At 61.1% G+C, this 19,224-nt stretch carries 20 protein-coding genes and 1 riboswitch; of the genes, 7 read left to right on the top strand and 13 right to left on the bottom strand.

Annotation, left to right across the window (positions count from 1 at the left end):
* Positions 1-214 precede the first annotated feature (214 nt).
* Together Q9295_RS02485 and Q9295_RS02490 are read right to left on the bottom strand one after the other, a co-directional pair.
* The gene (locus Q9295_RS02485; protein WP_306678920.1) at positions 215-1,435 is read right to left on the bottom strand and encodes a tyrosine-type recombinase/integrase; all 1,221 of its coding nucleotides are present in this window, start codon (positions 1,433-1,435) and stop codon (positions 215-217) included.
* Between the two features lie 488 nt (positions 1,436-1,923).
* Positions 1,924-2,256 carry a hypothetical protein gene (locus tag Q9295_RS02490; RefSeq protein ID WP_306678921.1) on the bottom strand — a complete coding sequence of 111 codons (333 nt, stop codon included), beginning with the start codon at positions 2,254-2,256 and terminating at the stop codon, positions 1,924-1,926.
* 261 nt (positions 2,257-2,517) lie between these two features.
* On the opposite strand from Q9295_RS02490, the gene Q9295_RS02495 reads away from it, so the two are divergent.
* The 5 genes from Q9295_RS02495 to Q9295_RS02515 all read left to right on the top strand — a co-directional run bounded on the left by Q9295_RS02495 (position 2,518) and on the right by Q9295_RS02515 (position 6,365).
* Complete coding sequence (locus Q9295_RS02495) at positions 2,518-2,829, top strand: hypothetical protein (RefSeq protein WP_306678922.1); 312 nt, start codon at positions 2,518-2,520, stop codon at positions 2,827-2,829.
* Positions 2,829-3,434: a glutathione S-transferase gene (locus Q9295_RS02500; RefSeq protein WP_306678923.1), complete on the top strand. Its 606-nt coding sequence runs from the start codon at positions 2,829-2,831 to the stop codon at positions 3,432-3,434. The genes Q9295_RS02495 and Q9295_RS02500 overlap by 1 nt, the downstream gene beginning before the upstream one ends.
* A gap of 225 nt (positions 3,435-3,659) precedes the next feature.
* Complete coding sequence (gene petA / locus Q9295_RS02505; protein ID WP_306678924.1) at positions 3,660-4,226, top strand: ubiquinol-cytochrome c reductase iron-sulfur subunit; 567 nt, start codon at positions 3,660-3,662, stop codon at positions 4,224-4,226.
* An 11-nt stretch (positions 4,227-4,237) separates the two neighbouring features.
* Complete coding sequence (gene petB / locus Q9295_RS02510) at positions 4,238-5,551, top strand: cytochrome b (RefSeq protein ID WP_306678925.1); 1,314 nt, start codon at positions 4,238-4,240, stop codon at positions 5,549-5,551.
* 19 nt (positions 5,552-5,570) lie between these two features.
* Positions 5,571-6,365: a cytochrome c1 gene (locus Q9295_RS02515; RefSeq protein ID WP_306678926.1), complete on the top strand. Its 795-nt coding sequence runs from the start codon at positions 5,571-5,573 to the stop codon at positions 6,363-6,365.
* Positions 6,366-6,415: 50 nt separating this feature from the next.
* Here Q9295_RS02515 and Q9295_RS02520 read toward each other — a convergent pair whose 3' ends face one another.
* The 4 genes from Q9295_RS02520 to Q9295_RS02535 form a co-directional block, all read right to left on the bottom strand.
* The gene (locus Q9295_RS02520) at positions 6,416-7,111 is read right to left on the bottom strand and encodes a thiamine ABC transporter ATP-binding protein (RefSeq protein ID WP_306678927.1); all 696 of its coding nucleotides are present in this window, start codon (positions 7,109-7,111) and stop codon (positions 6,416-6,418) included.
* Positions 7,098-8,618 (bottom strand): ABC transporter permease family protein, encoded by a 1,521-nt coding sequence (locus Q9295_RS02525; RefSeq protein ID WP_306678928.1) that lies wholly within the window; start codon positions 8,616-8,618, stop codon positions 7,098-7,100. Before Q9295_RS02525 ends, Q9295_RS02520 begins: the two co-directional genes overlap by 14 nt.
* The gene (gene thiB, locus Q9295_RS02530; protein WP_306678929.1) at positions 8,594-9,568 is read right to left on the bottom strand and encodes a thiamine ABC transporter substrate binding subunit; all 975 of its coding nucleotides are present in this window, start codon (positions 9,566-9,568) and stop codon (positions 8,594-8,596) included. Before thiB ends, Q9295_RS02525 begins: the two co-directional genes overlap by 25 nt.
* A gap of 38 nt (positions 9,569-9,606) precedes the next feature.
* A riboswitch (TPP riboswitch) is annotated at positions 9,607-9,708 on the bottom strand.
* 277 nt (positions 9,709-9,985) lie between these two features.
* Positions 9,986-10,987: a TerC family protein gene (locus Q9295_RS02535; RefSeq protein ID WP_306678930.1), complete on the bottom strand. Its 1,002-nt coding sequence runs from the start codon at positions 10,985-10,987 to the stop codon at positions 9,986-9,988.
* 291 nt (positions 10,988-11,278) lie between these two features.
* Here Q9295_RS02535 and aroC point away from each other — a divergent pair, with 291 nt between their 5' ends.
* On the top strand, positions 11,279-12,388 hold the full coding sequence (gene aroC / locus Q9295_RS02540; protein ID WP_306678931.1) for a chorismate synthase: 1,110 nt from the start codon (positions 11,279-11,281) through the stop codon (positions 12,386-12,388).
* 4 nt (positions 12,389-12,392) lie between these two features.
* Here aroC and Q9295_RS02545 read toward each other — a convergent pair whose 3' ends face one another.
* From Q9295_RS02545 to Q9295_RS02570, 6 genes are all read right to left on the bottom strand, one after another.
* Positions 12,393-12,905, bottom strand: a complete 513-nt coding sequence (locus Q9295_RS02545; protein ID WP_306678932.1) for a copper chaperone PCu(A)C — start codon at positions 12,903-12,905, stop codon at positions 12,393-12,395.
* Positions 12,906-12,995: 90 nt separating this feature from the next.
* Positions 12,996-13,361 carry a hypothetical protein gene (locus tag Q9295_RS02550; protein ID WP_306678933.1) on the bottom strand — a complete coding sequence of 122 codons (366 nt, stop codon included), beginning with the start codon at positions 13,359-13,361 and terminating at the stop codon, positions 12,996-12,998.
* Between the two features lie 42 nt (positions 13,362-13,403).
* On the bottom strand, positions 13,404-13,880 hold the full coding sequence (locus tag Q9295_RS02555) for an RrF2 family transcriptional regulator (protein ID WP_306678934.1): 477 nt from the start codon (positions 13,878-13,880) through the stop codon (positions 13,404-13,406).
* Between the two features lie 119 nt (positions 13,881-13,999).
* Positions 14,000-14,872 (bottom strand): DMT family transporter, encoded by an 873-nt coding sequence (locus Q9295_RS02560; RefSeq protein WP_306678935.1) that lies wholly within the window; start codon positions 14,870-14,872, stop codon positions 14,000-14,002.
* Positions 14,873-14,954: 82 nt separating this feature from the next.
* Positions 14,955-15,242 (bottom strand): HU family DNA-binding protein, encoded by a 288-nt coding sequence (locus tag Q9295_RS02565; protein WP_306678936.1) that lies wholly within the window; start codon positions 15,240-15,242, stop codon positions 14,955-14,957.
* Between the two features lie 152 nt (positions 15,243-15,394).
* Positions 15,395-16,873 (bottom strand): AMP nucleosidase, encoded by a 1,479-nt coding sequence (locus tag Q9295_RS02570; protein WP_306678937.1) that lies wholly within the window; start codon positions 16,871-16,873, stop codon positions 15,395-15,397.
* Between the two features lie 149 nt (positions 16,874-17,022).
* Between Q9295_RS02570 and Q9295_RS02575 the strand changes: the two genes are divergently transcribed.
* Positions 17,023-17,865, top strand: coding sequence for an SDR family oxidoreductase (locus Q9295_RS02575; protein ID WP_306678938.1), 843 nt, complete (start codon positions 17,023-17,025; stop codon positions 17,863-17,865).
* A 15-nt stretch (positions 17,866-17,880) separates the two neighbouring features.
* Here the strand turns inward: Q9295_RS02575 and Q9295_RS02580 are convergent, their stop codons facing one another.
* A complete protein-coding gene (locus tag Q9295_RS02580; protein WP_306678939.1) occupies positions 17,881-19,176 on the bottom strand; it encodes an ROK family transcriptional regulator in 1,296 nt (431 codons plus the stop codon).
* Positions 19,177-19,224 lie beyond the last annotated feature (48 nt).

Genomic DNA, 19,224 nt, shown 5'->3' on the forward strand with positions numbered 1-19,224 from the left:
CTCCAAGAAATCGTGCCTCAAATTTCAACTATGTGCTTAGCATGCCCTAAACCCACCATATCTCTGAAGAAATATCCGTCAAGAAAGGTTGCGAATAGGAGGGCGTCACAAGAAGTCTTAACGCGTGAGGCCTAATCGGATCACCTCTAGCGGCAGCCCGATTAGGCCCTGTGAGACGTGAAGTATAAACCCTAGGAAGGCCTCTGCTAGCGATCTAAACGCACCGGGTATCGTAGAGTTCATCTTCGACTTTTACTCCCGCGAGAGATTTCTCAATACAGTCAGATACCAAGTTTGCCGCCATGACGAGGCTACGATCTGCCACATGAGCATAGCGCGAGGTGATGGTATGGCTGCCGTGACCGAGCAGGCCCGCGATGGTCAGTTCGGAGAAATCCATAGTCGCTGCGATAGATGCAAACGTGTGGCGCAGGGTGTGCGGAGTGACACCCTGGATGCCCGCCTTGGCACAGATCCGCTTCAGGACCTTCGGCAGACCGACGAAGTGCCCCTCGCCGCGGAGTGCGGGGAAACACCACTCTTTCTGAAAAGACGGCAGAACCCTAAACGCAGCCTGGCCGACAGCCCGCACTTGCTCGCCCGTTTTGGTGTCCGGAAGTTCGATGGTGCCACAAGACGAATTGCAGAAGATGTGCTCAAGGGAGAGTGCCTCATTGCGCCGCATTCCGGTCAAAAGGAGAAAGCGAATTGCCGCGATAGCAACATCGCTCTCTTCAGGGCTGTCATCAAGAACGCTACCCAAGATGCGCAACTCTTCGAAGGACAGGTTACGGGTCCGTTTGCCCGCGGGCGTTTTCTTGACTTTCGCCGCGACATTGCGTTCCACGACATCCAAGTTCATGGCGTGATTAAGCATTGCGCCAAGAAGGACGACTGAGCGGCGCGCGACGCCCGCACCGCCAGTCGTGACCCCTGCACGTCCTTCCCGCATCTTCGCGGTCTTTCCGCTCGTGATATCTGCCTGCATCTTAGTCACGTCCACATAGCGCAGGCTCTCGACTTTCCGATCACCAATCAGCGGAAGGATATGCACACGGATCTGGCTCTCGTTCGAGAGGAAGGTGTTCTTCTTCCAGCGCTTCCTCCCCTCGATGATATAGCTTTCGGCGAGCTCGCGCACGGTCATAGCTGCCCTCTTGCTCTGGCGGTCGTTGGAAGGGTCACCCCCTTTCGCGACCTCGCCCAGAGATGCTGCTGCCAGCTTCCGTGCTTCATCCGGCGTCAGGGTGCCAACCCGCCCCAGAGACATTTTGCGAGACTGCCCTTCCAAAGTGCGATACTTTGCGAAGTAGTTGGCTTTTCCGCTGGGCAGCATCCGGACCCCGAACCCGATGAGGCTAGAGTCCCAGATGTTGATTTCCCGATCCGGGTTGGGGACCAGCTCGGCAAGTGCAGTTTTCGTGATTTTAGGCATCTCACTTTCTCCGCTCTCTTGGTTCCGTGGAACCAATCTGGAACCAGAACTGGTCAAACAGGCGATAAGCCCCGCAAAACCAGTCCAACGACATGAGTGAGATTAGCATATTAAATTCAGAAGCTTACCCATCACGGGCAAAGTCGGACAGCCTCGAACAAAGCCTCAAAAATCTATCGAAATATATTTCGTAATGATGGGGTCGGGGGTTCGAGTCCCTTCAGCGGCACCAATTTTCAAAGAAAAGCCGCGCAACCGGGATGGGTTGCGCGGCTTTCTTCGTTTCGTCGGGTGGCTTGGTGGCCGTCCTTTGGCGTTAGCATCCATCTGCCCGAGTTAGTCGCAGAGCTGTGCAAGGTTGAGCTGACGCTTGGCTCTCGTAACAGGGGCTTTGCGGACTGGCCTTTGTGGGTTCGGGCAAAGAAAAATCCCTGCAAACGCGGTTGGCGGTTTGCAGGGATTGGAATGTCTGGCCGTGGTGAGAAGATTTACATCATCCGGCGGTATTCTATGGGGGACTGAGCCGTGGGGCGGGCTTGTGGAACAGAGGCCTCGGTGACTTCGGGCCAAAGATCCATGCCGGCCCAATAGCGCCGCAGGGATGCCGAGCCCGCCTCATCTTTCGACAAAGCGTCAATGGCCGCGACAATCGCCGGACCGCCGCCAATGCGCGCGATCACCATGCCGCAATGGTGCAGGCGGCGGTAATCTGGGTCTTGTGCCAAGGTCTGATCCGACGCCTCACCGCGCGACGACAGAGCGCTCAGCGCGAGACGGGCATCGATAAAGGCGGAGAACAACTGTTGGTAAGTGGTCGACATACAAAGCCTCTAATCACGATGCTTATGAGCTAGGCTGACAATGCGGCTGAACTTTGTCCAAATCTGGGATGAAACCGGGAGTTTTGCGCTTTGTTCCGGCGCGGCAGAATGACCGCGAATGGTTGTAAGCTGGTTAATCTTGCCCCGCTGCCGGCTTTGCGCGGGTCAAGGGGGGGGGCAGAGTATGGGGGCGCAGTTTACACCGCACCGCTGCGGGCCTAAGCTGATCCGCAAGTTGAACCGCCTTTGCAGGAGCCTGCGATGCCGCTTCCCCTTGCCCCGATCTTGCCTTTGGCCCTGCGGCTTGGAGCGGTGGCGGCCACGGGCTACGCGGCCACCCGTTGGCTGCGCCGCCGGACCTATGAAGGTCGCACCGATCAGCGGGCCGAGGATGCGCTGGATGATCTGGGCGAAGGGCTAAGCTTGCACCGCCCTGCCGACCGGGTGAGCTCTGATGGTGCAGGCCAGACGAATGCGGGGCTGCGTGTAAACCGGGTGGTTCGCTTTCGCGGAAAGTCCTATGAAATGGACATCGGCATTATCGGCCGGGTGCGCGTAAGGACTAAAGAATAATGAAACTTTTCGGCTCAGCTACATCGCCCTTCGTTCGCAAGGTCATGGTTTTGATCCATGAGGCGGGTCTTACGGGAATTGAAGTCCATGATGTTGTCGTCTCGCCCGTGGCTGAGGGAACGCTGCCGCTGAACGCCAACCCTTTGGGCAAGATCCCGGCTTTGCTTTTGGACGATGGCCGCGCGATCTATGACAGCCGCGTGATCTGCCGCTATCTCGATGAGCATGGCCAAGCTGGTTTCTACCCCAAAGGTGATGCGCTTTGGGATGTGCTGACGCTTGAAGCCTTGGCTGATGGCATCACCGAGGCGGCTCTGGCTATGGCCTATGAGGTCAGGCTGCGCCCCGAAGAGCAGCGCTTCCTGCCTTGGGTCGAGGGGCAATGGCTGAAGATCGCCCGCGGTCTGGATGCGATTGAGGCGGATGCCGCAGGTCAATTGCAAGGTCCGCTGAACATGGGCCACATCGCCTTGGGTGCGGCTTTTGGCTATTTGGACCTGCGCCATTCTGCGCGCGATTGGCGCAACGGCCGGCCCGCTTTGGCCGCATGGGAGGCCAAAGTGGCTGCGCGTCCTTCGATGCTGGCCACAGTTCCGAAGGGCTGAAACGATGGGGCGCGCAGGCATGAAAAAGTCGCTCGGCCGCGCCTCATCTGCCACAGGGCTGGAAAATCAACGGAATGATGCCCAGCAAATCGCCCACTGTGCGGCTTTGTCCGCTGGACGGCCCGCGCAGCCTTGGCTAAAAGCGCGATCAGCAGGGGTTCCGGGCGACCGGACCCCCCGGATTCTATGGGCCGTCCGCCACGGCCTCAATAGGGAGAGGAACTCGTGTCCCACGCAGAAGCTGACGCAGGCACTCGTCGTGATTTCCTGTACTACGCCACGGCCGGAGCGGGCGTGGTCGCAACGGGCGCCGCTGTCTGGCCGCTTGTCAACCAGATGAACCCCTCGGCCGACACGCGCGCCTTGGCCTCGATTTATGTCGATGTCTCCGGCGTTCAAGTGGGCACGCAGCTGACGGTCAAATGGCGCGGTAAGCCGGTGTTCATCCGCCGCCGTAGCCCCGAAGAGATCGAGGCCGCTCGTGCCGTCGATCTGTCGGATTCGACCTTCATCGACCGCGGCTCGGAAAACGCCAACAAACCCGGCACCGATGCATCGGATGCCAACCGCACGCTCGACGAAGCTGGCGAGTGGCTGGTGATGATCGGCGTTTGCACCCATTTGGGTTGCGTGCCGATCGGCAACGGCGCTGGTGAGTTCGGTGGCTGGTTCTGCCCGTGCCACGGCTCGCACTACGACACCGCTGGCCGTATCCGCAAAGGGCCCGCACCGCGGAACCTTGAAGTGCCGCTGGCGCAGTTCACCGACGAAACCACTATTCTTCTGGGCTGAGGTAGAGATCCATGGCTGGTATCCCCCACGACCATTACGAGCCCAGAACGGGTATCGAGAAGTGGCTGCATAAGCGGCTGCCGATCGTCGCTCTGGCTTACGACACTTTGATGATCCCCACGCCCAAGAACCTGAACTGGATGTGGATCTGGGGCATCGTTCTGGCTTTCTGCCTTGGTTTGCAGATTGTCACCGGCATCGTGCTGGTTATGCACTACACCCCGCATGTCGATCTGGCCTTCGCCAGCGTTGAGCACATCATGCGCGATGTGAACGGCGGCCATATGCTGCGTTACTTGCATGCCAACGGCGCTTCGCTCTTCTTCTTCGCCGTCTATCTGCACATCTTCCGTGGTCTCTACTACGGCTCCTACAAGGCGCCGCGCGAAGTGACCTGGGTTGTCGGCATGATCATCTACCTCTTGATGATGGCGACCGCTTTCATGGGCTACGTTCTGCCTTGGGGTCAGATGTCCTTCTGGGGCGCGACCGTGATCACCGGCCTCTTCGGTGCAATCCCCGGCATCGGCCCGATCATCCAAGAATGGCTCCTTGGCGGGCCGGCTGTGGACAATGCCACGCTGAACCGCTTCTTCTCGCTGCACTATCTTTTGCCCTTCGTGATCGCAGCCCTCGTGGCCGTGCATATCTGGGCGTTCCACACCACCGGCAACAACAACCCCACGGGTGTTGAGGTGCGTCGTGGCTCGAAAGAAGAAGCGCAGAAAGACACCCTGCCCTTCTGGCCCTATTTCGTGATCAAAGATCTCTTCGCACTGTCGCTGGTGCTGTTGATCTTCTTCGCCGTCGTCGGTTTCATGCCGAACTTCCTGGGCCACCCCGACAACTACATCGAGGCAAACGCCCTCGCGACCCCGGCACATATCGTGCCCGAATGGTATTTCCTGCCGTTCTACGCCATCCTGCGCGCTTTCGTTGACGGCGTCTGGGTTGTGGAGATCGCCAAATTCGTCAGCTTCGGCATCATCGACGCCAAGTTCTTCGGCGTGCTGGCGATGTTTGGTGCAATCGCGGTTATGGCGATTGTTCCGTGGCTGGACACCTCTTCGGTGCGTTCGGGCCGCTATCGCCCGATGTTCAAATGGTGGTTCGCCCTGCTCTGCATCGACTTCGTCGTTCTGATGTGGGTGGGTGCGATGCCGGCGGAAGAGCCCTATGCGACCATCGCTTTGATCGCTTCGGCCTACTGGTTCGCTTACTTCTTGGTCATCCTGCCGCTGCTGGGCGTTATCGAAAAGCCGCTGCCGCAGCCTGCGACGATCGAGGAAGACTTCAAGGCCCACTACCCCGATGCGGCCGAGTGACGGAAAGGATCAAGCCAACATGTTCCGCAAGATCGCAATTGCTTCCGTCGCCGCGCTGACGCTGTCGATGGGCGCTGCCCAGGCAGCCGGCCCGGGTGGCCACGTCGAGGACGTGCCCTTCAGCTTCGAAGGCCCCTTCGGGACCTTCGACCAGTTCCAGCTGCAACGCGGCCTTCAGGTCTACACCGAGGTTTGCGCGGCCTGCCACGGGCTGAAATTCGTGCCGATCCGCACGCTTGCCGATCCGGGTGGCCCCGAGCTGCCGGCTGATCAGGTCCGCGCTTATGCCGCGAGCCTTGACGCCGTGGTTTCGCCCGACGGCACCGAGCGTCCGCGCGAATGGACCGACAAGTTCCCCGCCCGCTCGGGCGAGGGGATGGGCCCGGACCTGAGCCTGATGGCGAAGGCACGCGCTGGCTTCCACGGTCCTTACGGCACCGGCATCAATCAGCTGACCAAAGGTATCGGCGGTCCCGAGTATATCTACTCGATCCTGACCGGCTATAGCGGCGAAGAAGTGGTTGAAGCAGGCACCACCTTCTACGAGAACCACACCTTCCCGGGTGGCAAGATCGCAATGGGCCCGCCGCTGTCGGAAGGCCAAGTCGAGTTTGCCGATGGTCATGAGGCCAGCCTCGAGAACATGGCAGAAGACGTCTCGGCTTTCCTGATGTGGACCGCCGAGCCGCATATGATGGCGCGCAAACAGTCGGGCTTCATTGCCGTGACTTTCTTGGCGCTGCTGACGGTTCTGCTTTATCTGACCAATAAGAAGCTTTGGGCCCGCGCGAAGGGCAAGTCCTTCGAAGCCTAAGATTTCTTCTAAGGTTGATCCTTAAAACCCCGCCCAAAAGGCGGGGTTTTTCATTGGCCGAGATAGGCTTGCAAGGCGGCGGGTGGGTTGGCAAAGAGCGCCTCTGTGGGGGCTGGGGCATGGGCCGTGCCATCGCTGACCAGCACCGTGAGATCCGCAATCCGCTGGGCATCTGCCGGGTCATGAGTGACCATCAGCACCGTGGCACCGCTGGCCCGGGCGACCTTTTCCACCAGCGCCAGCATTTCGATTTTCAGCGCCGGGCCAAGCGCGGCAAAGGGCTCATCCAAGAGCAGGATCGGGCGGGCGCGCAGCATCGCCCGTGCAAGTGCCGCGCGGGCCAGCTGACCGCCCGAAAGCTGCGCCGGTTTGCGCTCGCCCAGGCCAGCAAGGTCCACTTGCTCCAGCACCTCGGCCACCCGCGCCTGCTCGGCCTTTGAAAGCTTCAAACTGGGGTGGAGGCCAAGGCCGATGTTTTCCGCCAGTGTCAGATGCGGGAAAAGGTTTTGGTCCTGAAACAGAATGGTCAGCGGCCGCGCGCCGGGGCTTAGACCGCTAAGGCTTTGCTCTCCCACATAGATCTCGCCCGAGACCGGTGGGAAGAAGCCCGCAATTGCGGAAAGGAGCGAGCTTTTGCCCGCCCCCGAAGGTCCGATCACGGCCACGATCGCGCCTTGCGGCAGCTCCCAATCGGCGGAGAGGTGGAAGCCCTCTTGCGCCAGCTCTACCGCTTCAAGCCTGAGCATTGCGTCCCTTTCGATCGAAAAGCCAAAACAGCGCGAAGCTGCTGGCGACCAGAAGCACCGATGCCGCGGCGGCCACATCTTGTTTATAGGCTCCGCTCAGCCGTTGGATCACCAAGGGCAAAGTGGCCTGACTTTCGCTTGCGAAAAGCGCGATGACGCCAAGATCACCCATCGACAAAGCCGCCGTCAGCCCGGCGCTGAAGCCCAAGGGGCGCGCCAAGCGTGGCAGGCTCAGAAGACGCAGTCGCGCGAGGCCGTGCAGCCCAAGGCTATCGGCCAGCCTGCCATAATCGGTCTCCAAAGCCCGTGCTTCGGGCAGCAAGAGCCGATAGGCGAAAGGCAAGGCAAGCAGCGTATTGACCAACAAGGTGACCGGCAAAGCGAGGCTTGCGGGTGGAATAAGCGGTTGTAGCAGCACAAAAAGTCCGGTGCCGAGCACCAGCCCGCTGGTCGCCAGCGGTAAGGTCGCCGCGATGTCGAGCCAGCGCTGACCGCGGGCGGCCCCTAAGGCCAGCACCAAGGCGGTGACGCAGGTCAGGAGGGTGGAGCCAAGCGCTACGGCGAGCGAGCGGGCAAGGGCGGGCCAGACTTGGCTTGGCAGGTCTAGAAGGCCGGATATGGCTGGGAGGAGGACGGCCAGCATCGGGCCGAGGAGGAAGAGGGTGGCAAAGAGGATGGCCGTGCTGTCAAGCCAAAGGCGCCAACCTGTAGGGGCGGGCAAGGGAAGACGGCGGTCTAGCCCCGCGCCGAAGCCTGCCTGTCGGGCTGCGATCCATGCGACGAGGGCGGCGAGGCCACCGACCAGCACCTGCAAAAGGGCAAGGCCGGCAGCATGGGCAAGGTCGAACTCAAACCTAACCGCTTGATATATCGCGAGTTCCAAGGTGGTGGCCCTTGGTCCTCCGCCCAAGATCAGCGCCACGGCGAAAGAGGTGAGGCACATCGCGAAGATGGTGGCGAAGGTACCGGGCAGCACCTCGATCAGCATCGGGCGTTCAAGGTGGCGGTGGATTTCGCGCGGGGTGAAGGAAAGGCTTTCGGCAAGGCGGAACCGCTCGGCCGGGATGGCTTGCCAACCTTGCAGGATCATCCGGGTGGCGAGCGGGAAGTTAAGGAAAACATGAGCGATCAGAACGCCTTGCAGCCCGTAGATTGAAAGCGTTGGCAGGCCGAGGGCAGAGAGGGCGGTGTTCAGCACCCCGCTGCGGCCAAAGAGCGCCAAAAGGCCCATTACAGCGACGATCACCGGCAGCAAGAAGGGCGCACCGAGCAGGGTGATGAGCGTCGAGCGCCCGAAAAAATGACGCCGCGACAAGGCCTTGGCGACCGGGATCGCAAGGAGAACCGAAAGAATGGCGGAGAGCAAGGCTTGCCAAAGGGTGAAGCGCAGCGCCGACCAATCGGCGGCGGAGAGGCCGAGGCCCCCCGCGCGATAGGCCACCGCGACCAGAGGCGCGGTGACCAAAATCAGGGCGAAAAGCCCTATTGCGACAGCGAGCTTTGCCATTCTTCCAAAGCCGCTTGGCGGGTGGACTGTGCCTCAACATCCGAGAAAAGCAGGGATTTTTCCGGGCGAGTGGTCTCAAACCCCTCAGGCAGAGCGATATCGGTGGCCGGATACATCCAGTTGGTTTCCGGGATCACCGATTGGAATTCAGGCGATTGGGTGAAGGCCATGAAGGCCTGCGCCAGTTCTGGCTGGTCCGAATTGGCCAAGATGCCGCTGACTTCCACCTGTAGGTAGTGGCCTTCGCTGAAGGGAGCCCAATCCTTGGTGTCATCCTGCTCGCCAATCCGGTGATAGGCGGGGGAAGTGACATAGGAAAGCACCATATCCGCCTCGCCTTCGGTGAAGAGGCCATAGGCCTCGGACCAGCCGGGGGTGACGGTGAGGATATTATCAGACAACCCGGTCCAGATCTCCGCCGCGCGGTCGCCATAGGCGGCTTTCACCCAGAGCAGAAGGCCAAGGCCGGGGGTGGAGGAGCGGGGGTCTTGGATGACCACCTTCAGATCGGAAGCGGCCAATTCTTCGAAGGATTTCGGAGGGTTGGGGTGCTTGGTCTTGTCATAAACAAAGGCAAACCAGCTCCAATCATAGGGCAGGAAAAGCGCATTGTCATAGGCGGTCGGCAAAGCATTGGCGGCGGGCTGGCCATGCGGAGCGAAGAGGCCGGTGGCTTCAGCTGCGGCGGTGAGGTTGGTGTCGAGACCAAGGACCACATCGGCCTCGGAACTGGCACCTTCAAGCTGCAAGCGCGCCAAAAGTGAGGCGCCATCGCCACCCGACACGAATCGAACATCGCAGGAACAGATTGATTCGAAAGCCTTTTCCACCGCAGGGCCGGGGCCCCATTCGGAGATAAAGCTGTCATAGGTCAGCACGGTAAGCACGGGCGTTTCCGCCGCCGCCGGAATGGCGAGGCAGGAAATGAACGCCGCAAGGGAAATGCGCATCTTGGCACCTTTCTGTTGCGACGGATGGTCGGGCACAGGGGAAACCGATGCACCTTCCCTCCGCCGGTATGAGCCGGTTCAGGTTCAACGGGTCCGCTTTCGCATCTCAGCCCGTTAGACGGGCACCCCGAGGTGAGGCGGAGCATAGGGCAAAGCGTGGGGGGTGCAAGGGGCCTTGGCGGCGGAAAAAGCCGGGGCTGATTTGCGTATGGATCAGGTATGGTTCAGGTATGGAAAACGTATGGCAAAGCAGCGCGCACAAGTCTGGGCCATAACTGGCGGGCAGGTTCGGGCCGAAAGGGCACGAGAGCGCAGCAAGGTCAAAGCTGGGGGCGTGATCGCTCGATCAGATCCGAGGGGATCCAAGACCCCCTGAGGTGAAAAAAGGGGGCCGATGATCCGGCCCCCTTTTCGCGTTTAGTGGTTTTGAGTTTCTTCGTTGCGGGTCTTCCACAGCGAGTAGAACACGCCCGCCGCAATGATGCTGACGGTGATGCCCAGCGACAGGTAGGGGTCGAACTTGCCATAGAAGTAGCTGTAGAACCCTTTGAAGCCGATGAAGATCAGCACCACAGCCAAAGCGTATTTCAGGTAGTGGAAGCGGTGCACCAGCGCGGCCAAAGCGAAGTAGAGCGCGCGCAGGCCCAAGATCGCCATGATATTCGCGGTGTAGACGATGAAAGTGTCGGTGGTGATCAGGAAGATCGCCGGCACTGAGTCGACTGCGAAGATCAGGTCAGCCACGTTGATGACGATCAGCGCCACCAGCAGCGGGGTGGCAAAGAGCACCATTTTGCCAGTGGTCGGATGCGGCTCGCGGACAAAGAACTTTTGCCCACGCAGATCTTTGGTGACATTCATGTATTTCGACGTCAGCCGCACCACCGGGTTTTTGGAGATATCCATCTCGCCTTCGGAGGTGAACAACATCTTGACGCCGGTGAGGGCCAAGAAGCCCGCAAAGATCAGGGCGACCCAATCATAGGCCGCAATCAACTCGGCCCCGATGGCAATCATAATGCCGCGCAGGATGATGACGCCGATGATGCCCCAGACCAGCGCGCGATATTGGTATTTCCGCGGAATGGCGAAGAAACCGAAGATCAGCGAGATGACAAAGACGTTGTCGATCGAGAGCACTTTCTCGATGATATAGCCTTGGAAGTAGCTGGAAACGGGGTTGGTGCCGTCACTGGTGACAAGAGTGCCAGTTGACCACGACCACCAGATATAGCCGCCGAATAGTATCGCGATGAAGATATAGAAGGCTGAGAGGCGCAGGCTTTCGGCGACGCCAAGCTCATGATCTTTTTTGTTCAAGACGCCAAGGTCAAAGACCATCAGCGCGACCACGATGGTCAGAAAGACGAGCCACATCCAGAGCGGCTTGTCGAGAAAGTTCATATAAAGGAAGTCCATTCCCTCTGTGTCCTTTTGGGCGCCAGAGGATCAGCGGGAAAACGCCTTGAGGGGCGTTCAGGTCCGGGCTGATCATCGGGCGCTGTGTTCCCGATTGCAGTCCGACATCACGACTCGCGTCGTCAGAGGGGCCCGGTCCGCAGGTGCCATTTGGGGACTATTCGGACCGAGTTCAAGGGGGGGGACGTCAATAGTTCAAGGGGGGTGCGGCAATAGGGCTTGAAACGGGGGGGCGGCGGCGGCTATGCGCAGGGGGAAATCGGGGCGCAGGGCCAGATCGGGAGTGCTGACATGAGCCTGAACACCTTTGGCCATCTCTTTCGCGTAACGACCTGGGGTGAAAGCCACGGGCCAGCGCTGGGATGCACTGTGGACGGCTGCCCTCCGGGGGTGCGGCTGAGCGAGGCGGATATCCAGCCTTGGCTCGACAAGCGCAAACCCGGCACGTCGAAATTCACCACCCAACGCAAAGAGCCGGATGAGGTGAAGATCCTTTCGGGCGTGTTTGAGGGGGTGACGACCGGCACCTCGATCCAGCTGATGATTGAGAACACCGATCAGCGGTCGAAGGATTACGGCCAGATTGCCCAGCAGTTCCGGCCGGGCCATGCCGATGTGACCTATCACCTGAAATATGGCGTGCGCGATCATCGCGGCGGTGGGCGATCCTCGGCGCGGGAGACGGCGGCGCGGGTTGCGGCGGGTGGCGTTGCACGCGCGGTTCTGGCGGCATTGGTGCCTGATCTGAAGATCAACGGCTATATGGTGCAGATGGGCGTGAAGCCGATCGACCGGGCGCGGTTTGAGGCCAGCGCGATCGCTGAGAACCCGTTTTGGTGCCCCGATCCGGTGATGGCCGAGGAATGGGCTGAGTATCTCGATGCCTTGCGGATGGACCATAACTCGGTCGGTGCGGTGATCGAGGTTGAGGCGACGGGGGTGCCCGCAGGTCTGGGCGCGCCGCTATATGGCAAGCTGGACGCGGATCTCGCGGCGGCGATGATGTCGATCAACGCGGTGAAAGGCGTTGAGATTGGCGCGGGTATGGCGGCGGCGGCTTTGACCGGCGTTGAGAATGCCGATGAGATGTCTTTGGGGCCGAACGGGTTGGAGTTTGGCTCGAACCATGCGGGCGGCATCTTGGGCGGGATTTCCAGCGGGCAGCCGGTGGTGTGCCGTTTTGCGGTGAAGCCGACCAGCTCGATCCTGACGCCGCGGGCTTCGGTGAACACCGCGGGCGAGGCGGTCGAGGTGGTGACCAAGGGCCGCCACGATCCTTGCGTGGGTATTCGGGCGGTGCCGGTGGGCGAGGCGATGATGGCTTGCGTCTTGCTGGACCATCTTCTCTTGGACCGCGCCCAGACCGGCGGAATGCGCGGGCAGATTGGCTCTGCCCGCTAAGGTTTTAGTGGTGTGAATGACCTTCGGCGGCGGCCTCTTCTGCCGCGCCGGAGTGATCCATTTTCGAATGATCCACGCCGCCGGGCGGGTCGATCATGAATTCAATCTCGATCCGGCCAGCTTGTTCAAAGATCAGCGTGGCTTTGACCATATCGCCTTCGGTCAGTTGGGTGTTGAGCCCCATCAGCATCACATGCGCGCCGCCTTGTTCAAGCAAGGTGGTGTCACCGGCCGGGATCTCAAGCGCTTCGACATGGCGCATCGAGGCGATGCCTTCGGCGTTGACCTCGGTCAGGTGAACCTCGGCGCGGGCGGCGATCTCGGTCTCGACGCCGATGAGCCGGTCGGGCGTGTCGCCTTCGTTGGAAATCGCCATATAGCCGCCGGCGGTTTTGGCGGTGGCGGCGGGCTGCGGGATGTTCGGGTGGATGATCTCAAGCGTGCCGTGATTGGTGCTATGCGCCGTGGCGGCGGTCGAGAACAGCATGGCGGCGAGGAGGGGGAGGACCAATTTCATTGGGGGATTCCTGTCTTAAGCGGTTTGGGAACGGCCCGGGTCATTGGCTGTGAACGCCAAGGCGGGCCGTAAATCTTGGCTCGTCAACGCTTAGGCCCAAGGGGGCCCGCGTGATCCGTGGCCTTTGTCCAAAACCGCAGGACGGGGGGCGCCCGAGGGTGGCAGGGTCAGCTCGGCCAAAAGGCGCAGCTCGGCCTTTTGCACTGCGCCCATGCAGGGCGGCACATCCACGCTGCCGGTCAGCTGGCAGGCGGGGCATTTCATATGCGGTTTGCTGGGATCCCAACTTGCGCCGCACAGACCGGCATCGCTGCCGCCGGCCATCACCCAAAGCGTCTCTAGTGCCGCCTCATCCTGCGAGGGCGCGCGATGCGCAAAGCCGGTGGCCAAAAGGGCCAGAGTCACCAGCGCAAGCAGCATCAGCCGCAGGGGTTGCAAGAGGCGAGACCGCATCATGACCACAGGATTGCCCCGGATAGACGGCGGGTGCAATGCGACTTAATTGAACTGGGCGGCGCAACCTTCGAGCATCGGCTCTCTTGGGGCGAGTGTCAGAAGGTCGTGCAGCTCAGAGTTGCCATCCACCAGATCTTCCAGCGTTACCTCATCCAACTCACGGTAGAACGCCTCGGTCGCGCGGGCGAGAAAGCGGCGCATCCGGCAAGCATGGGCCAAGGGGCAGCTGTTGCTGCTGGGGTCAAAGCATTCGGTAAAGGGAACGCTGGCCTCAAATTTGCGGAACAGCTCGCCCATTGAGATCTCGGAGGCGGGGCGGCTGAGCGTCAGCCCACCTTGGCGACCACGCTGGGTGTCGACATATCCGCAAAGCTGGAGCCGGTGAATGACTTGGGCAAGGTGGTTGCCCGAGGCGTTGCAGCTTTCGGCAATGTCCGCCGAGCGGACCAAGCGGCCTGAGTTGACAGCGCAATGCATCAGAACGCGGACGGCGAGATTGGTGCGAATGGTCAGGCGCATGGTGGTCCCTTCGTTGGGGATAATCTGCACTTGATATTTCGGTTTTTTGGGCCGGTATCTGATCTGGATCAGTTTTTGCTTAATTTCTTAACTATTCCTGCGATGGGCCGCAGCGGCCCTTAGCGACTGGCTGCAATCCTTGCGCGCTGCACCAGAAGAATGCCCACCATTGTGATGGCAATGCCGATCAGATCGGTCCAATGCACGGACTCGCCCAGAAGGACGATGGCGACGAGGACGCCAAAGGCGGGGTTGAGAAAGTGGAACGCGGCGGCCCTGACGGTGCCAATATCGCTGACAAGCTTGAACCACAAAAGCGTAGCAGCAAGGCCGGGGGCCAGCACTTGCCACAGGAAAGCGGCGAAAAACGCGGGGTTAGGGTCGAAATGCCAAGGCTCGATCGCGGCAGCGACGACGGCCAGCGCAGCGGAACCGGCCAGCATTTGCAAACCCACGATCATCAGAAGATTGCCCCCCGATGAGGCGCTGCCCATCGTGAGCGTGGCCACGGCCAAAGCCACGGCGGCGATAACGCACAGCAGGATGCCGATGGGATCGGCGCCCTCGGTCACGCGGCTGCCCATGATAAGTGCGACGCCAAGGAAACCTGCGGTCAGGCCAAGCGCGGTTTGAAAGGTGATTTTCTGACCACCAAAGGCCCAGCCCAAGGCCGCGACCAAGAGCGGCATCGAAGCGGCGATGATCACGGCGAGCGAGGCCTCGATCCATTGCAGAGCGATGAAATTGAGCCCGAGGTAGAGGGTGTTTTGGCACAGGCCAAAGACCACGACGGAAAGGCCCTGTTGCCGTGTCAGCCGGAAGCTTTGCCCCAATGCCCGCGCCAAAAGTACCGCCAAGAGGCCCGAAATGGCAAAGCGGATCGCCAATGAACTTAAGGGCGGCGCATGGGCGACGATCACCCGCGCTGTGGCAAAGGCCGAAGACCAAAGCGCCACGAATACCATTCCCATCAGGATGCTGCGCGCGGACATGTCTTTGGCCTTTTCAATAACTTGGCATAAAAAAGGGGCTGCCCTGTGGACAGCCCCAAAAGTCAGTGAACCCGTGCTGGGATCAGCCGTTCACCAGGTCCTTCAGAGCCTTGGCGATCGAGAATTTCACGGTTTTGTCCGCGGCTTTGGTCATGGTCTCACCGGTGGCCGGGTTGCGAACTTGACGCTCGGGGCGTGCGCGGCACGAGACTTTGCCCAGACCCGGCAGGGTCACGGTGCCGCCATCGCCAACTTCCTTCGAGACCACAGCGGCAATCGCGTCCAGCGCGGCGGTCGCGGTCTTCTTGTCGCTGCCCATTGCCTCGGCCACGGCGGCTACGAGTTGGGTCTTGGTCATCGGCTTGGACATGTTTTTATCCCTTATCAGGTCTACTGGATTCTTCGGCTCGTCTTGCGAGAGCCGCCCCACGAACGCGGGCCACGGTCCAAACACAGGTTTTCACCGCCGAAATCAAGTCCAAGAACAGCGACTTTGCCAATATTCAGCGGGTTTCCCGCACGTCAGAGGAAGGCAGTTTCGTCAAAACTGCGAAGTTTTCGGCTGTGGATGCGTTCCAGCGGCATCTTGCGCAAAAGCTCCATCGCGCGAATGCCGATTTGCAGGTGTCGCGCGACTTGGGTTTTGTAGAAGTCCGAGGCCATGCCGGGCAGCTTCAACTCGCCATGCAAGGGCTTGTCCGAGACGCAAAGAAGCGTGCCGTAGGGCACCCGGAAGCGGAACCCATTGGCGGCAATGGTGGCGGATTCCATGTCCAGAGCGATGGCGCGGGATTGCGAGAGCCGCAGCACCGGGCCGGATTGGTCGCGCAGCTCCCAATTGCGGTTGTCGATGGTGGCGACAGTGCCGGTGCGCATAATGCGTTTCAGTTCAAACCCTTCAAGCTGGGTGATCTCTTCCACAGCATCTTCAAGGGCGATCTGGATCTCGGCCAAAGCGGGGATTGGCACCCAGACCGGCAGGTCATCATCCAGCACATGGTCTTCGCGCAGATAGGCATGGGCCAGAACGAAATCGCCCAGCTGCTGGCTGTTGCGCAGGCCTGCGCAATGGCCAACCATCATCCAAGCATGCGGGCGCAGCACGGCGATATGGTCGGTGGCGGTCTTGGCGTTCGACGGGCCAACACCGATGTTGACCAAAGTGATGCCCTGCCCGTCGGCGCGTTTGAGGTGATAGGTCGGCATTTGCGGCAGCTTGGCCACCGGTTGCAGCACCCCGTCCGAGGTCGAGATGATCTGGTTCCCGGTCGCCACGAAGGCGGTATAGCCGCTGGCAGGATCGGCCAAAGCGGCGCGGGCAAAGCCTTCGAACTCATCGACATAGAACTGATAATTGGTGAAGAGCACGTGGTTTTGGAAATGCGACGGGTCGGTCGCGGTGTAATGCGCCAGCCGCGCCAATGAGTAATCGACGCGCTGGGCGGTGAAGGGGGCCAAAGGCATCGCACCATCGGCATAAGCGGTCATGGTGCCATTGACGATATCATCATTGGTGGTCGCCAGATCCGGCACGTCGAAGACATCGCGCAAGGAGAAGTCGAGCACGCCCTCTTGCGGCACCGAAACGCCGGGATTGCCCGCAACGGCGAAATGCACTGGGATCGGCGTGGTCGAAGGGCCAATCTCCACCGGCACATTGTGATGCGCCATCAACAGGCCGATCTGCTGGATCAGATATTGCCGGAACAGATCGGGGCGGGTGACGGTGGTAGCATAGGTGCCGGGCCCTGAGACATGGCCAAAGGACAGCCGCGTATCGGCGCGGCTAAAGGTCGAGACCGTCAGCCGGATCTCGGGGTAAAAGGCGCGGACGCGGGCCTTCGGGCGACCCTCGGTCAGGGTGCGGTTGAAGTAATGCGACAGATGCGCGGTCGCCCTTCCATATAGCTCCTCCAGCCGGTTCACTGCGGCCTCGGCATCGTCGAACCGAGTCGGGCCGGGGCTTTCGGGAAGGATATAGGCGCGGGCGTCGTCCTGCATGTGATGATCCGTAACAAGGATGCCAAGTGGCAAAGGGAAAGGCGACAATGGTTTGCCATTAAGGCCAGAGAGCCGGTGCGGCGCAAGTGAAGCCTGCATGACAGCGCGGCTTGCTTGAACTGGGCAGAGGCTTCGCGCTAGGGTCGGGCATGATTTTACTCTCTCTCGGTCATGGCTATTCGGCCTCGGTTCTGGCGCGCCAATTGCTGGCGGAAGGCTGGCGGGTCATCGGTACAACACGCTCGGCGGAAAAGGCCGAAAGCTTGCGGGCGGAAGGAGTGGAGCCGCTCCTGTGGCCCGGCGATCTTGCGGCAGCTTTGGCCGAGGCGACGCATATCTTGGTCTCTGCCGGCCCCGGCCCGGAGGGGGATCCCTTTCTCAACGCCGCCCCGCAGATCGCTAAGGCAAAGGCGGATTGGGTGGGTTATCTCTCCACCACAGCGGTTTATGGCGACCAACAGGGCGGCTGGGTTGATGAGACAACACCGCTCAACGCCTCGGGCGGGCGCGGCGATCATCGGGTGCGGGCCGAGGAGCAATGGCGGGCGACCGGCCTGCCGGTGCATATCTTCCGGCTGGCCGGAATTTATGGCCCCGGACGCGGCCCCTTTGCGAAAGTCCGCAATGGCACGGCGCTGCGGATCATTAAGGAAGGCCAAGTCTTCAGCCGCATCCATGTCGAAGACATCGCGCAAGTCCTGCGTGCCTCGATTGCTAAGCCCAATCCCGGTGCGGCCTATAATGTCTGCGACAATGAGCCCGCCCCGGCCGAAGATGTGATCGCCGAAGCCGCGCGGCTGTTGAGCCTGCCGATCCCACCCGCGATCCCCTTTGAAGAGGCGAACCTGCCGCCCCTGGCGCGCAGCTTCTACCTCGAATCCCGCCGCGTCCGAAACGATCGGATCAGGAAGGAACTCGGCGTCACGCTTCGCTACCCCGACTACAAAACCGGCCTTTTGAGCCTGCTGAGAGACGAATCCGTCGGCTCTTAATCCCTTTCATCTTGACTAAAATACTCCGGGGGTGCGGGGGCTGGCCCCCGCCGAAACGCCAGACAAGAGCCGCTCGGTCACATCCGACAAAGCCAAAGCCGCCGCGCCATGCGCCCAGAGTAGATCGCCCCAAGCGTGGATCTCGATCGGCGGGCGAGGGCGGCCGGTCTCGATCGCCAGCGCTTCCATCTCGTCCAACGTCTCGGCGGCATAGAGGTAGTCGTAGCGCATCCGCTCTCCCGAAAGGATGATGAGCGCGGGGTCGAAAAGGTTCACCACATTGGCCAGACCGACCGCCAAATAGCGCCCGGCGCGGCGGAAGATGCTGCGCGCGGTGGCATTGCCTGCCTTGGCGTGGTCGTAAAGGCTTTCCAAAAGCACATGGATCGGCGCGCCGTCGCGGTGGCCCCAGTTGAGCGCCGTCACCGCCTCGCGCGCAAGCGCGTAGTCGGCGACATAGGCCTCAAGACAGCCGCGCTGACCGCAGCGGCAAAGCGCGCCGTCGAGCTGCACTTTGGTGTGGCCCAACTCCATGCCAAGGCGCTGGGCGCCGCGATAGATGCGGTGGTTCATCACGAACCCCATGCCGACGCCGTGCTCGATGGTGACCACGGCAAAGTCGGAAAGCCCGCGCCCGGCGCCGAACCAGAGCTCGGCCAAGGCCACCAGATTGGCGTCATTGTCGATGATCACTGGCAGACCGAGCCGCGCGGATGTGGCGGCGGCAAGCGGCACCTGTCGTTCGGTTAGAACCGAGGACCAGAGCGCAACCCCTTCTGCCACATCAACAAATCCCGGCACGCCGATACCAACAGCGGCAAGGTCCTGACGGCTTTTGCCGGCCTTGGCGCAGGTGTCATCCAAGAGATGCTCGATGGCTTGGAGAAGGTCTTCCAGCGGCACCGGGCCGGGGCGGCGCGGGATCACACCATCGGCCAGAAGGTTGCCGGCGAAATCGACGATGACGCAGGTATGCTCGCGATCCGAAAGCTTCATCCCGGCGACAAGATGCGCTTCGGCCCGCACGCCCAAGGCCACGGCGGGGCGACCGCGCCCGGCCTCACCCTCACGCGGGGCGGAGATTTCTTCGATCAGCCCGGTCTCGATTAGCTCTTGCGTGATTGTGGTGACCGAGGCGGGGGAAACCGCAAGTTCTTTGGCCAATTGCACGCGGGGAATCAGCCCCGCAGCGCGGATTCGGTCAAAAACCTGCTGGCGCAGCGAGCGCTGGGCCTCGGACAAGGGCGGGATCAGTGGGCCAACGCCCTGCCGTGGCGCTTTCCCGATATCTTTTTGTCGCCGCGGCGCCATTTATTCGATCCTCAAAGAAATAATCGGCATATCCGCGCGTTAGCTTGC

The organism is Pseudogemmobacter lacusdianii (assembly GCF_030848395.1).
GTDB classification, from domain to species: Bacteria; Pseudomonadota; Alphaproteobacteria; order Rhodobacterales; family Rhodobacteraceae; genus Pseudogemmobacter; species Pseudogemmobacter lacusdianii.